Below are 13,044 nucleotides of genomic sequence, written 5' to 3'. Positions count from 1 at the left end.
TGCAGCGCCCCTTCCGCCGGAGTCCCGAGGACGCCAGGATTAGACCGTGCAGACTACCGGTTGATTGCGACCAAACCCATTCGGGTTGCAGCGGTAGCGGGCTATGCGCCTCAGGCGACCCGGCGGTTGCCGAAGCGCCCGCCCGGCCGGTAGCGGTCGAGATAGCTGGGCAGGATCAGCTCGGCCGGGGTCGGCGCGATGCCGAGGTCGGCCAGGGTCTTCGCCCCCGGCGCCACGACATTGTCGGTCTTCAGCTGCAGCACCTGGTCCGGAGTCAGCAGCGGCTTCGGCAGCAGGCTGAACAGCTTGGCCTGCAGCGACGCCACGCCCCAGGACAGCGACACCAGGCGCTTGCGGCGCCCGGTCTGCTTCAGGGTCAGCGCCATCAGCTCGCGGAAACTGTAGACCCGCGGGCCGCCCAGCTCATAGGTCTGGCCGGCCGTGCCCTCGCCCTCCAGGCAGGCGACGACGGCGTCGGCCACGTCCTGGACATAGACCGGCTGGAACCGGGTGGTGCCGCCGCCGTACAGCGGCAGGACCGGCGCCATGCGGGCCAGCCCGGCGAACAGGTTGAAGAAGCCGTCCTCGGGCCCGAAGATCACGCTGGGTCGCAGGATGGTGGCGGCCTGGAACGCGCTTCGCACCGCGGCCTCGCCCGCCGCCTTGGTGCGGGCATAGGCCGACGGGCTGTCGGCCGAGGCGCCGATCGCCGAGATCTGGACGAAGCGAGTGGCGCCGGCGGCGGCCGCCGCCCGGGCGACGCGGCCCGCGGCCTCGCCGTGGACGGCGTCGAAGCGCTGCCGGCCGCGTTCGAACAGGATGCCGACGAGGTTGACCACGGCATCGGCCCCGGCCACCGCCGCAGCCACCGACCCATCGTCGCGCACATCGGCGAAGACCGGCACGACCTGACCGACCGCCCCCGCCGTCTTCAGCGGCAGGGCCCGGTCGGGATGGCGCGAGGCGACGATGATGCGCCAGCCGCGATGGGCCAGGCGCTGCGCCACGTAGCGCCCGACGAATCCGGTGCCGCCGAAAAGGGTGACGGTCTTTTGGCCGATGGTGTCCATGGTCCTGCCTGCGAGCCCGTTCGGGCCGCGACCCGCTGGCGGCCCGGCCCCCTTATATCCGAGGCGCCGGGCGTTTCAAACGACCGCGCTCGGAAAAACATCCACGGCCGGGATCAGGCGCTTGACAAGCCCGGGACCGGGCACGATATTCCGCGCCGTTCACCGGGAGCCCCCAATCTCCCGGTTCAGTGTGGGGCTGTAGCTCAGTTGGGAGAGCGCCTCGTTCGCAATGAGGAGGTCAGCGGTTCGATCCCGCTCAGCTCCACCATCCTCCCCCGATGGTGACCCCGGACATGGCAACGGCCGAACGCCTCCTGAGGCGCCCGGCCGTCGACTCATGTCCGCCCTGTCCCAATGGTCGAGGGCGGTGCCGCGTCAGCGTCCGCGTCGCATCAGCCCGGCGACCAGCATGACGATGAAGATCACGATCGCGACCCAGAACAGCATCTTGGCGCCGGCCATGGCGGTGCCGGCGACGCCGCCGAAGCCGAGCACGGCTGCGACCAGCGCGACGATCAGGAAGATGACGGCCCAGTGGAGAAGACTGCCGAACATTCGGGCACCTCATTCTTGTCAGCCCGCCGGCGGCGCCGGCGTGAACCTCTGATGACAAGAACAGGGGCTTAGGCCCTGCAGTTCCCCGCTTCGGTGCGTCAGCTCGCGATGTATTCGCGCAAGCTCTCGGCCTCGCTCTCGATCTCGTCGAGCCGCGCCTTGACCACGTCGCCGATGCTGATCATGCCGGACAGCAGGCCCTGGTCGTCGACCACCGGCAGGTGGCGGAAGCGGCGCTGGGTCATCATCCCCATCAGCTCCGCCACCGTGTCGTTGGTGCCGCAGGTGATCACGGGATTGACCATGACGGTCGACACCCGGTCCTCCAGCACCGCCGGCCCGCGGTCGGCGAGCCGATGCACCACGTCGCGTTCGGACAGGATTCCCTCGATGCGGCGGCCATCGCTGCTGACGATCACGGCGCCGATGCGCCGGTTGCGAAGCAGCGCGACGACATCGGCCAGTCGAGAGTCCGGCGCGACATGGACGACGGCGTTCCCCTTCACAGTCAAAATCTGGGCGACATTCATGGCAAGTCCCCGATCCGTTATGATTTTTCAAGATTATAGCACGGTATCGGCGGGTCGCGACTCGGCTGTTGATCAGCCGGAACGATCCTTGCCCATGGTCAGCACCCGGCCGTCGCCGTCGCCCAGCAGGCGGAAGCCGGCATGCTCCAGGCAGCGGATGGCGCGGTGGTTGGCCGGTGCCGGCCGGGCGATGATGCTGAGCGCCCGGCCACCCCGCAGCAGCCGGTCGGTGTAGGCGCCGACGAAGGCGGTGCCGAGGCCCTTGCCGACATAGCTCGGCTCGCCGATGAACAGGTCGATGCCGAAGCTGCCGGGCACGGCATCGCCGTCCGGCGCCGCCGAGACCGCGTCATAGGCCTGGAGGTAGCCGATCTGGCGGCCTTGCCAGGCCACCAGCATGGGTTCGGCCCAGTCCGAGGCCATCAGCCGGCAGATCTCGCGGATGCCGGCGTCCGGGTCGCCCCACCAGGCGCGGACATGCGGCATCATCAGCCACAGGCGCAGGCGGGACAGGTCGGCGGGGCGGAGCGGCGTGAAGGTGAACATATCAGCCAGTCTACCTGGGTTTTCCCACGGTCACGACAGGCGGATGCGTCGGATTGCGAGCCTCCATGGTGGGGCGGAAAAGCAGGATGCGTTGCCTCTCCCGCTTGCGGTACCCCTCCCCCGTCATTGCGAGCGCAGCGAAGCAATCCATGGCGCCGCCTGGCATGGATTGCTTCGTCGGCTGCGCCTCCTCGCAATGACGGTGAGGGGTGGCGTGCGCTACCTCTGGCCCCTTGCAATGACGAAGAAGGGCCGATGGCCGCTATTTCTCCGGCAGGGACCGGACGAAATCGAGGGCGGCGTCCAGCAGCCTGCGGCGCAGCGCGTCGTCGCCGAAGGCCTCCGGCCCGGCCCGGACCCAGCCCTGCATCCGCCGGCCCTGCATGATCATCGGGATGATGCCGGGCAGCGCCAGCGCCCAGCCGTCGCGATCGCGGCCGAGCCGGACCAGCATGCCGGCATCACGCGCGCCGCACAGCAGGTGGCCGTTCAGCAGCCAGGCCCAGCCGCCGAACATCGGCTTCTCCGCCAGCCCCCGCTCGGCCTCGAGGTCGGCCCGCACCAGCTCCTCGAGGCCCTCGTCGCGCGCCATGAGTCCCCTCCCCGCTTAAGGTCCCCACCGCCGAGACGCCACGATCTGGCGGCGGCGTCGTTAGGCCCGGCGGCGCATATGCGGCGTCAGCTTCCACTCCACCCCGCGGATGCCCATCGCCACCACGAAGTTCATCGCGAGGTACAGGATGCCCGCGGCGGTGAACACCTCGAACGGCGCGAAGGTCTGCGAGTTGATCTGCTTGGCGATGCCGGTGATCTCCATGATGGTGATGATCGAGGCCAGGGAGCTGGCCTTCACCATCAGGATGACCTCGTTGCCATAGGCCGGCAGCGCCTGGCGGATCGCGATCGGCACGGTGATGCGGCGGAACACGGTGAGGCGCGACATGCCGCAGGCCCGCGCCGCCTCGATCTGGCCGAACGGCACCGCCAGCAGGCCGCCGCGGATGATCTCGCTGGTGTAGGCGGCGGTGTTCAGCGCGAAGGCGATCACGGCGCAGGGGAAGGCCTCGCGCATCGGCCAATCCCACACCCCGAGCGACTTCCACAGGGCGCTGAACTGGCCGAGGCCGAAATAGATCAGGAAGATCTGCACCAGCAGCGGCGTGCCGCGGAACACGAAGACATAGCCGCGCGCCAGCCGCGACAGGAGGCCGTTGCCGGACATCCGCATCACCGCCAGCACCGTCGCCAGGACGATGCCGAGCATCAGCGCCGGCACGATCAGCGCGATGGTGGTGCCGGCGCCGCCGATCAGCTTGCCGAAGGTCTGGAGGATGAGGTCGAGATCCATGGCTCAGCTCGCCCGCCGCACGCTGCGGTCGTAATGGGCCTCGGCCTTGCGGAACAGCTTGGTCGAGAAGGTGGTGATCACCAGGAACAGGATGGCCGCGGTGATGTAGAACGGGAACGGCTCGCGGGTGGAGCGCGCGGCCACCTGGCTGATGCGCATCAGCTCGGTCACCCCGACCACCGAGACCAGGGCCGTGTCCTTCAGGATCAGCTGCCAGATGTTGCCGAGGCCGGGCAGCGCCAGCCGGATGGTCTGCGGCAGGATGATGCGGCGGAACGTCAGGAAGCCATGCATGCCGAAGGCCTTGCCGGCCTCGATCTGGCCGTGCGGCACGGTCTGGATCGCGCCCCGGAACACCTCGGTTGCGTAGCCGCCGGAGATCAGCCCGACGGCGAAGACGCCGATCACGAACTCGTTGAGACGGAACGGCTCGACGATGCCCATCATGCCGAGGATGGCGTTGATCGCCGCCTCGTTGCCGAAGAACAGGAGGTAGATGATCAGCAGCTCGGGCACGCCGCGGATGATGGTGGTGTAGATCTCCATCAGCCCGCGCAGCACGAAGCCGCCCCACACCTTGAGGCAGGCGGCGATCAGCCCGACCACGAGGCCGAAGATGTAGCTGGCGGTGGAGAGCAGGATGGTCATCCCGGCGGCGAGCAGGAACTGGTATCCCCAGCCGCCCTCGCCGAAGGACATCAGCTTCAGCGAATCAATCAGTCCTTGCATGCCTTGGCGCTGCCTGGGTGAGGACGGGCGGCGGGGTCAGCCGCCGCCCGGAACCGTTTCACTGGGGATTGAGCGGATCGTAGCCGAACCACTGCAGCGCGAGCTTGGACAGCGAGCCATCGGCCTTCATCGACGCGATACCCTTGTCCAGCTTGGCCTTGAGATCCTTGTCCTCCTGGCGCAGGCCGATGCCGATGCCCTGGCCGAACAGCGGATTGTCCTTGCCGGTCAGGGTCGGGCCGTAATGGGCGTAGCCCTTGCCGTTGTCGCTCTTCAGGAACGAATCCCAGGACGTGCTGTCGCCCAGCCCGGCATCGATGCGGCCGTTGACCAGATCGAAATTGAGGTCGTCGACCGTGTCGTAGAGCTTGACGGTCGAGTCCTTGAACTCGGCCTCGAGGAAGTTCTGGTGGGTGGTCGAGCGCTGCACGCCGATGGTCTTGCCCTTCAGCGCGGCATGGACGTCGGCCAGGGTCTTGGCGTCCTTGAGGAGGCCGTCCTTGGCGCCGACGAACCAGGCCGGCGTGTCGGTGTAGGGCACGGAGAAGGCGATCTGCTTCAGCCGCTCCTCGGTGATCGACATGCCGTCCATCAGGGCGTCGCAGCGCTTGTTCAGCAACGCCGGGATGAAACCGTCCCAATCCTGCGCCGCGATCTCACAGGTCAGCCCGGCCTGCTTGCACAGATTGTTGGCCACATCGACCTCGAAGCCGACGATCTTGCCGCTGGAATCGGTGTTGTTGAAGGGCGGGTAGGCGCCCTCCATGCAGATGCGCAGCGAGTCGGCCGCGGATGCCGCGCCGCCACCCAGCGCCAGCGCCGCCGCCCCGACGAGGGACAACCAGATCTTCGCCATGACCTCTCCCGTTCTGGGACCCTTGGCCCCGGTTTGGCCGCGGGCGACGGCACCGCATTCCGGCCGCCGCCCGCGCATTTTCTGCCGACTTGCCTGTTTCGCTTACTTGATCGAGGTGTCGAAGCCGAACCACTGCACCGACAGCTTGGTCAGCGACCCATCGGCGTTCATCGCATCGATCGCCTTGTCGAGCTTGTCCTTCAGCGCCGTGTCGTCCTTGCGCAGGCCGATGCCGACACCGGCGCCGAACAGCGGGTCGTCCTTGCCGGTCAGGCCCGGGCCGAAATGGTCGAAGCCCTTGCCCGCGTCGCTCGCCAGGAAGTCCTTCCAGCCCAGGCTGTCGGCCAGCCCGGCATCGATGCGGCCGTTCTGCATGTCGAGGTTGAGGTCGTCCTGGGTGTCGTAGAGCCGGACGTCGACGCCCGGCACCTTCGCCTCCAGGAAGTTCTGGTGGATGGTCGAGCGCTGCACGCCGACCGACTTGCCCTTCAGCGCGGCCTGGATGTCGGCCAGGGTCTTGGCGTCCTTCAGCACGCCGTCCTTGGCCGAGACGAACCAGGCCGGGGTGGTGCTGTAGGGCTTGGAGAAGGCGATCTTCTTCAGCCGCTCCTCGGTCACCGACATGCCGGCCATGATGGCGTCGAAGCGCTTGTTCTCCAGCGCCGGGATCATGCCGTCCCAATCCTGCTGGATGATCTCGCACTTCGCCTTGATGCGCTCGCACAGCGCATTGGCCAGGTCGATCTCGAAGCCGACCAGCTTGCCCGACGCGTCGGTGGCGTTGTAGGGCGGGTAGGCGCCCTCGGTGCCGACCCGCAGGGTGTCCTCGGCCGAGGCCGTGCCGGCGGCGAGCACGATGGCCGCGGCGCCGATCAGCGACAACCAGGTCCTCATATTGAAGTCTCCCGTTCAGATCTGGGATCTTGCGATCCCGGGTTGGATGGGCCGATTTCCACGGAGTCGCGAGGCAGGGTCAAGCCCCGCCGCGAACCGGCGCCATCAATGCTGCACTTTCAGGAATTGCCGGATGCGGTCGGAGCGCGGGTTGTCGAACACCTCCGCCGGCGTCCCTTCCTCCTCGGTCCTGCCCTGGTGGAGGAAGATCACCTTGCTGGAGACCTCGCGGGCGAAGCGCATCTCATGGGTGACGAGCAGCATGGTGTTGCCCTCCTCCGCCAGCTGGCGGATCACCCGCAGCACCTCGCCGACCAGCTCGGGGTCGAGCGCCGAGGTCGGCTCGTCGAACAGCATCACCTTGGGCTGCATCGCCAGGGCGCGTGCGATCGCCGCGCGCTGCTGCTGGCCGCCCGAGAGGTGGCTGGGGTAGTGGTCGCGCTTGTCGGCGATGCCGACCTTGGCCAGCAGGGCCTCGGCCCGCTCGACCGCCTCCTTGCGCGGCACCTTCAGCACATGCACCGGCGCCTCGATCACATTGTCGAGCACGGTCATGTGCGACCACAGGTTGAAGCTCTGGAACACCATGCCGAGCGAGGCGCGGATGCGGTCGACCTGCTTGCTGTCCTCGGGCTCGGCCTCGCCGGAGCGCAGCTTCTTCATCCTGATCAGCTCGCCATTGACCCAGACGCGGCCGTCATTGGGGGTCTCGAGCAGGTTGATGCAGCGCAGCAGCGTGCTCTTGCCCGAGCCGGAGGAGCCGATGATCGAGATGACGTCGCCCTGCTGGGCCTGCAGCGAGACGCCCTTGAGCACCTCGAGCTTGCCGAACCGCTTGTGCAGATCCTCGACGACGATCGCCGCATCCGATGGCGCCACGGCAGCAGCTGCAACAGAGACCACGATGGAAAAGCCTCACCTGAGTTCTTGTTGCAACCGAAACAACCATTGTTTCGCAGTGCCGGTCAACCACGCCCGGACATCGGGCCGCACAAGGCCCGGCAACGAAGGTCCGCGATCGGCTTTGATTGCTAAAGTTGCCGGGATCCCGGCGATTTCGGCTCGCAGAATGCCGCACCGACGAAGCCCCATCCCGCTCGACGCAAGATAGCGCGTCACCTCTCCCGCCCCCACCCGTCATTGCGAGGAGGCGAAGCCGACGAAGCAATCCATGGCGCGGCTGGCATGGATTGCTTCGCTGCGCTCGCAATGACGATGTTGGGAGCCCATCCCCGAGAGCCGGCCTCACCCCGCCGCCGGCAGCTGGGAAATGCGCTGCTCGATCCCGGCGCGTTCCGGGCTGCCTTCGGGGAACTGGTCGCGCATCAGGCCCCACAGGCGCCGCGCCTCCTGCGGCTGGCCGCCCTTCTGCGCGGCGACGCCGAGGAACCACAGGGCGATGAGGTCCTTGGGGTCCGCCGCCAGCAGGCGCGGCAGCCCGGCCGCCAGCACCGGCGGCACCTCCTCGCCCCGGCCGGCGGCCAGCAGCGCGTCGGCATAGGCACGCAGCAGGCCGTTGTCGTCGGGCGACAGCGCCGCGGCCCGGGCATAGGCGTCGGCGGCCGCCGCGGCATCGCCCAGCACGCTGCGGGCGCGGGCCAGCCGGATCCAGCCCTGGAGGTCGTCGGGCGATTGCTGCAGCCGCGCCGCGAGACCGTCGACCATGCCGCGGATCGCCTTGGCCTGCTCGTCCGGCGGCAGCCTGGCGATCGCCGCGGCCGGGCCGGCCGGCCCGGCGGGGCCGCTGGCCTGGGACGTGCTGGGCGGCAGGGTCTGCGGGGTCACCCCCGCGGGGTCGAGGCCGAGGCGCTGCGCGGTCTCGGTCAGATGCTGGCGGACCGAGGCCACCCAGGGCGCGTCGGCCGGCGAATCCCGCATCAGCCCCTGCCACAGCGCCAGCGCGGCGCGGTCGTCGCCGGCTTGGGAATTGCCCAGCGCCAGGAAATAGCGCGCGCGCGGATCGTTCGGCGCCACCTTCAGCACCTGCTCGAAGGCGGCGCGCGCGGTCTCGGTGACGGTGCCGCCATTGGCGCCGACCAGCGCCTCGCCATAGCGCCCCGTCAGCACCGGGTCGCCGCCTGCGGCACCGCTGAGGCCTATGGCCCGGCCATAGGCGTCGGCGGCCTTGGCGGCCTCGCCGAGGTCGCTCCAGCGCTGGCCGAGCTCGACCCAGCCGTCGCGGTCCTGCGGTGCGGCGGCGAGGCGCTGCTCCAGCGCCTGGGCCTGCGCCAGCGCGGCCTGGACCGCGCCGCGCTCGCTCTGGTCGCGGCTGGCGAAGGGCTGCGACGGCAGGCCGGGCGTGCCCTCGACGAGATAGACCGCCAGCGCCGCCACCGGCAGCAGGATGGCGAGGCCGAGCGCCAGCCGGCGCGGCGGCCGGGTGGGCTGCGGCAGCGCCACCGGCTGCGCCTCGCCGGCGGCCAGCAGGCGGCGGACGATCTCGGCCCGCGCCGCCTCGGCCTCGGCATCGCCGATCTGGCCGGCGGCGCGCTCGCGCTCCAGCTCCTTCAACTGGTCGCGGTAGACGGTGCTGTCATGGCCCGAGGCCGGGATGGCGCCGGCCCGGAACAGGCTGCGCAGCAGGATCAGCACGGCACCCGCCGTCATCACCGCGGCGACGATCCAGAACAGCCAGCCGCTCACGAACCCTTCTCCTCGTCGAGCAGCCGGGCCAGGCGGCGGCTTTCCTCCGGCGACAGCGGCGCCGGTTCGGCCAAGGCTCGGCGGCGCCGACGCAGCATCAGCGCGAGGATGGCGGCCACCAGCACCACCACCGGGCCGAACCACAGGATCAGCGTGCCGGTGCGGAAGGGCGGGCGCAGCAGGACATAGTCGCCGTAGCGGGCGGTGACGAATTGCAGCACCTGGTCGTCGCTGTCGCCGGCGGTCAGCCGCTCGCGCACGATGGTGCGCAGGTCGCGCGCCAGGTCGGCGTTGGAATCGTCGATCGACTGGTTCTGGCACACCAGGCAGCGCAGTTCCTGCCCGAGCTCGCGGGCGCGGTGCTCCAGCGCCGGGTCGGCCAGCTGCTCCTGCGGCTCGATCGCGCGGGCCGGTGCGGCCAAAGCGAGGGCCAGAAAGAGAGCGCTGAGGGCAAACCGGAAAGCCTGCCCCCACCGAGTCCCCCCTCCCCTCGCGGGAGGGGGATAGGGGGAGGGGGTTCGTGCCGTGGTAACCGACGGTGGGCGGCAATAATTGACCGATCGATCGATCAGGGATTGTCGGATTTGGGTGCACGTCATCGACAACCCCCTCCCCCTACCCCCCTCCCGCAGGGGGAGGGGGGACTTAAAAGGAAGGCGCCGGTGGTCGGCGGCACGGTCACTTCGCCAGCTCCGCCAGCAGCGGCCGGATCTCGCGGTCGACGATGTCGGGGGTCAGCGGGCCGGGGTGGCGGTAGCGGATGCGGCCGGCGGTGTCGATCACGAAGGTCTCGGGCACGCCGTAGACGCCGAGGTCGATCGCCGCCCGGCCGTCGGCATCGGCGCCGATCCGGACATAGGGGTCGCCGTTGCGCTTCAGCCACGCCAGGGCGTCGTCCGGCTTGTCCTTGTAGTTGATGGCGAGGACGGAGATGCCGTCCTCCTTCCCCAGCTTGGTGATGACGGGGTGTTCGGCCAGGCAGGGCACGCACCAGCTGGCGAAGACGTTCAGCAGCATCGGCTTGCCGCCGAAATCGGTGCTGGCCACGCCGTCGGAGCGTCCGGGCAGCGCCGCCAGGGTGAAGGGCGGCAGCGGCTTGTCGATCAGGGCCGAGGGCAGCGCCTGCGGGTCGCGGCCGGACAGCAGCAGCCCGCCGATCCAGACGGCCAGGGCCGCGACCAGCAGCAGGGGCAGGAGAAACAGCAGGCGACGCATCGGGAATTCCTCAGGCCGGCGATCCGACGGCGCGCGCCGCCGCCCGCCGCGGCGCGCCGACCCGCAGCCGGCGGTCGCTGAGCGACAGGGCGCCGCCGAAGGCCATGATCAGGGCACCGCCCCAGATCCACGGCACCAGCGGGTGGTGGTAGAGGCGCAGGCTCCAGCGCCCGTCCGGCTGCGCCTCGCCCAGCGCGACATAGACGTCGCCGACCAGGGTGGTGTGGATCGCGACCTCGCTGGTCGGCATCCGGGCCACCGGGTAGAAGCGCTTCTCCGGCGCCAAATCGGACAGGAATTGGCCGTTGTGGAACAGCTTGAGGTCGCCCTCGCGCAGCTCGTAATTCGGCCCCTGCCCCACCCGCACCCCGTCGAATTCGACGGCATAGCCGGCGGCGATGTCGATGCGGTCGCCGGGCTTCGCCAGCTCCAGCCGCTCGGTCGACCAGAAGCTGGTGGCGATCATGCCCAGCAGGGCGATGCCGAGCCCGCCATGGGCCAAGGCGGCGCCCCAGGCGCTGCGCGGCAGGCCCAGCGCGCGGGACAGGCTGTCGCCCAGCGGGATGCGGAACAGCCGGATGCGCTCGGCGATGTCGGTCATGGCGCCGAACACGCACCAGGCCCCGAAGGCGATGCCGACCAGCGCCAGCACCGGCCCGCCGCCCTGCAGCCACAGCACGGCCAGCACCACCAGGGCGGTGCCGGCGGCAGCGAATTTGAGGCGGCCGAGCACGCCGGGCAGGTCGCTGCGCTTCCAGGACATCAGCGGCGCCACCACCATCGCCACCACCACCGGCGCCATCAGCGGCACGAAGGTGAGCTTGTAGTAGGGCGCGCCGACCGAGACGGTCTTGTCGAGCAGCGGGTACAGCGTGCCGATGAACACCGTCGCGGTGGCGGTGCAGATCAGCAGGTTGTTCAGCACCAGCGCCCCTTCCCGGCTGACCGGGGCGAACACACCGCCCAGCTTCAGCTTCGGCGCCCGGATGGCGTAGAGGGCGAAGGCGCCGCCGATGGTCAGGGCGAGCAGCAGCAGGATGAAGACGCCGCGCTCCGGATCCACCGCGAAGGCGTGGACCGAGGTGATGATGCCGGACCGCACCAGGAAGGTGCCGACCAGGCTGAGGCCGAAGGTGACGATGGCGAGCAGGATGGTCCAGCTCTTCAGCGCGTCGCGCTTCTCGACCACCAGGGCGGAGTGCAGCAGCGCGGTGCCCGCCATCCAGGGCATCAGCGACGCGTTCTCGACCGGGTCCCAGAACCACCAGCCGCCCCAGCCGAGCTCGTAATAGGCCCAGTAGGAGCCGAGCGCGATGCCGATGGTCAGGAACGACCAGGCCGCCAGCGTCCAGGGCCGCACCCAGCGCGCCCAGGCCGGGTCGACCCGGCCCTCGATCAGAGCGGCGACGGCGAAGGAGAACGCCATGGAGAAGCCGACATAGCCGAGATAGAGGAACGGCGGATGGATGGCGAGGCCGGGATCCTGCAGCAGCGGGTTCATGTCCTGGCCGTCGAGCGGCGCCGGGTTCAGCCGCAGGAACGGGTTCGAGGTCAGGATGATGAAGGCCAGGAAGCCGATGCCGATCATGCCCTGCACCGCCAGCACCCGGGCCTTCAGCGTCGGCGGCAGGTTTTCACCGAACACCGCCACCGAGGCGCCGAACAGGGCCAGGATGAGGACCCAGAGCAGCATCGAGCCCTCATGGTTCCCCCACACGCCGGTGACCTTGTACAGCATCGGCTTCAGCGAATGGCTGTTGCCGGCGACCGTGGCGACCGAAAAGTCGGAGACGACATAGGCCCAGGTCAGGGCGGCGAAGGCGATCAGGATGGCGGCCAGCTGCAGCGTCGCCGCCGGCTCCGCGATCGCCATCAGCCCGGGATGGCGCCGCGCCGCGCCGTAGAGCGGCAGCGTCGCCTGGATCACGGCGAGCAGCAGCGCCAGCACCAGCGCGTAGTGGCCGATCTCGGGAATCATTGCGCGACCATGGCGTTGGCGGGGGGGGCGTTGGCAGGCGTGGCGTCGGCCGAGACGGCCGGCTTGCCGGAGGCGCCGGGCGCGCTGGGATGGCCGGCATCCTGCAGCGCCTTGGCGACCTCGGGCGGCATGTATTTCTCGTCGTGCTTGGCCAGCAGCTCGTCGGCCATGAAGGTGCCGTCTGGGGCGACCCGGCCATGGGCGACCACGCCCTGCCCTTCGCGGAACAGGTCGGGCACGATGCCGCCGTAGCGCACCGCCACGTCATAGGCGGTGTCGGTCACGGTGAAGGTGATGGTGTGGCCGTCCGGCAGATGCTGCAGCGACCCCTTGACCACCAGCCCGCCGAGACGGAAGCGCTGGCCCTCGGCGACCTTGCCGGCATGAAGTTCGCTGGGGCTGTAGAAGAACAGCAGATTGTCCTGGAAGGCGGACAGGGCCAGGGCCGAGGCGGTGCACAGGCCAAGGGCGGCGAGGCCCAGCAGCATCAGGCGGCGGCGCTTGCGGGTCATGCCCGGCCCCTGCGGCCGCGCAGCTGCTCCAGCGCCTCCAGGCTGCGCTGGCTGCTGCGCCGCCGCGCCAGGGTGGCGACCACCAGGCCGGTCAGCACCACCAGCGCGAGCCCGTAGGCGCCCCAGACATAGGCCGCGTAGCCGCCCATCGCGAAGAAGTCAGCCATG

16 protein-coding genes and 1 tRNA gene are annotated in these 13,044 nt (G+C 69.6%); 1 reads left to right on the top strand and 16 read right to left on the bottom strand.

From position 1 onward, the window contains the following. Nucleotides 1–110: 110 nt before the first annotated feature. Nucleotides 111–1,070 (bottom strand): complex I NDUFA9 subunit family protein, encoded by a 960-nt coding sequence (locus tag E9232_RS10750; protein WP_309793927.1) that lies wholly within the window; start codon nt 1,068–1,070, stop codon nt 111–113. A gap of 192 nt (nt 1,071–1,262) precedes the next feature. Here E9232_RS10750 and E9232_RS10745 point away from each other — a divergent pair. Next, nucleotides 1,263–1,338 (top strand) — tRNA-Ala (locus E9232_RS10745). A 107-nt stretch (nt 1,339–1,445) separates the two neighbouring features. Here the strand turns inward: E9232_RS10745 and E9232_RS10740 are convergent. The 15 genes from E9232_RS10740 to ccmD all read right to left on the bottom strand — a co-directional run bounded on the left by E9232_RS10740 (nt 1,446) and on the right by ccmD (nt 13,043). Continuing rightward, nucleotides 1,446–1,625, bottom strand: coding sequence for a DUF1328 domain-containing protein (locus E9232_RS10740; protein ID WP_309793926.1), 180 nt, complete (start codon nt 1,623–1,625; stop codon nt 1,446–1,448). A 98-nt stretch (nt 1,626–1,723) separates the two neighbouring features. After that, entirely contained in the window at nt 1,724–2,155 is a 432-nt protein-coding gene (locus E9232_RS10735; protein ID WP_309793925.1) for a CBS domain-containing protein, read from the bottom strand. Nucleotides 2,156–2,227: 72 nt separating this feature from the next. Continuing rightward, nucleotides 2,228–2,701, bottom strand: a complete 474-nt coding sequence (locus E9232_RS10730) for a GNAT family N-acetyltransferase (RefSeq protein ID WP_309793924.1) — start codon at nt 2,699–2,701, stop codon at nt 2,228–2,230. Nucleotides 2,702–2,963: 262 nt separating this feature from the next. Further along, nucleotides 2,964–3,293, bottom strand: coding sequence for a TfoX/Sxy family protein (locus E9232_RS10725; RefSeq protein ID WP_309793923.1), 330 nt, complete (start codon nt 3,291–3,293; stop codon nt 2,964–2,966). 60 nt (nt 3,294–3,353) lie between these two features. After that, on the bottom strand, nt 3,354–4,049 hold the full coding sequence (locus tag E9232_RS10720) for an ABC transporter permease (protein ID WP_309793922.1): 696 nt from the start codon (nt 4,047–4,049) through the stop codon (nt 3,354–3,356). 3 nt (nt 4,050–4,052) lie between these two features. Then, the gene (locus E9232_RS10715) at nt 4,053–4,778 is read right to left on the bottom strand and encodes an ABC transporter permease (protein WP_309793921.1); all 726 of its coding nucleotides are present in this window, start codon (nt 4,776–4,778) and stop codon (nt 4,053–4,055) included. A gap of 58 nt (nt 4,779–4,836) precedes the next feature. Continuing rightward, entirely contained in the window at nt 4,837–5,634 is a 798-nt protein-coding gene (locus E9232_RS10710; protein WP_309793920.1) for a transporter substrate-binding domain-containing protein, read from the bottom strand. Nucleotides 5,635–5,736: 102 nt separating this feature from the next. After that, nucleotides 5,737–6,528: a transporter substrate-binding domain-containing protein gene (locus E9232_RS10705; protein WP_309793919.1), complete on the bottom strand. Its 792-nt coding sequence runs from the start codon at nt 6,526–6,528 to the stop codon at nt 5,737–5,739. Between the two features lie 105 nt (nt 6,529–6,633). Continuing rightward, complete coding sequence (locus E9232_RS10700; protein ID WP_309793918.1) at nt 6,634–7,407, bottom strand: ABC transporter ATP-binding protein; 774 nt, start codon at nt 7,405–7,407, stop codon at nt 6,634–6,636. A gap of 366 nt (nt 7,408–7,773) precedes the next feature. Further along, the gene (gene ccmI, locus E9232_RS10695; RefSeq protein ID WP_309793917.1) at nt 7,774–9,171 is read right to left on the bottom strand and encodes a c-type cytochrome biogenesis protein CcmI; all 1,398 of its coding nucleotides are present in this window, start codon (nt 9,169–9,171) and stop codon (nt 7,774–7,776) included. After that, nucleotides 9,168–9,593 (bottom strand): cytochrome c-type biogenesis protein, encoded by a 426-nt coding sequence (locus tag E9232_RS10690; RefSeq protein WP_374710608.1) that lies wholly within the window; start codon nt 9,591–9,593, stop codon nt 9,168–9,170. Before E9232_RS10690 ends, ccmI begins: the two co-directional genes overlap by 4 nt. A gap of 256 nt (nt 9,594–9,849) precedes the next feature. Continuing rightward, nucleotides 9,850–10,386 carry a DsbE family thiol:disulfide interchange protein gene (locus E9232_RS10685; RefSeq protein ID WP_309793916.1) on the bottom strand — a complete coding sequence of 179 codons (537 nt, stop codon included), beginning with the start codon at nt 10,384–10,386 and terminating at the stop codon, nt 9,850–9,852. Nucleotides 10,387–10,396: 10 nt separating this feature from the next. Continuing rightward, nucleotides 10,397–12,364, bottom strand: a complete 1,968-nt coding sequence (locus E9232_RS10680; RefSeq protein WP_309793915.1) for a heme lyase CcmF/NrfE family subunit — start codon at nt 12,362–12,364, stop codon at nt 10,397–10,399. After that, the gene (gene ccmE, locus E9232_RS10675) at nt 12,361–12,876 is read right to left on the bottom strand and encodes a cytochrome c maturation protein CcmE (RefSeq protein WP_309793914.1); all 516 of its coding nucleotides are present in this window, start codon (nt 12,874–12,876) and stop codon (nt 12,361–12,363) included. Before ccmE ends, E9232_RS10680 begins: the two co-directional genes overlap by 4 nt. Continuing rightward, a complete protein-coding gene (gene ccmD, locus E9232_RS10670) occupies nt 12,873–13,043 on the bottom strand; it encodes a heme exporter protein CcmD (RefSeq protein WP_309793913.1) in 171 nt (56 codons plus the stop codon). The genes ccmE and ccmD overlap by 4 nt, the downstream gene beginning before the upstream one ends. Nucleotide 13,044: the final 1 nt, after the last annotated feature.

Source organism: Inquilinus ginsengisoli (genome assembly GCF_031453975.1).
In the GTDB taxonomy this organism is placed as follows: domain Bacteria; phylum Pseudomonadota; class Alphaproteobacteria; order DSM-16000; family Inquilinaceae; genus Inquilinus; species Inquilinus ginsengisoli_A.
This window is presented reverse-complemented; position numbering and strand designations above follow the sequence as displayed.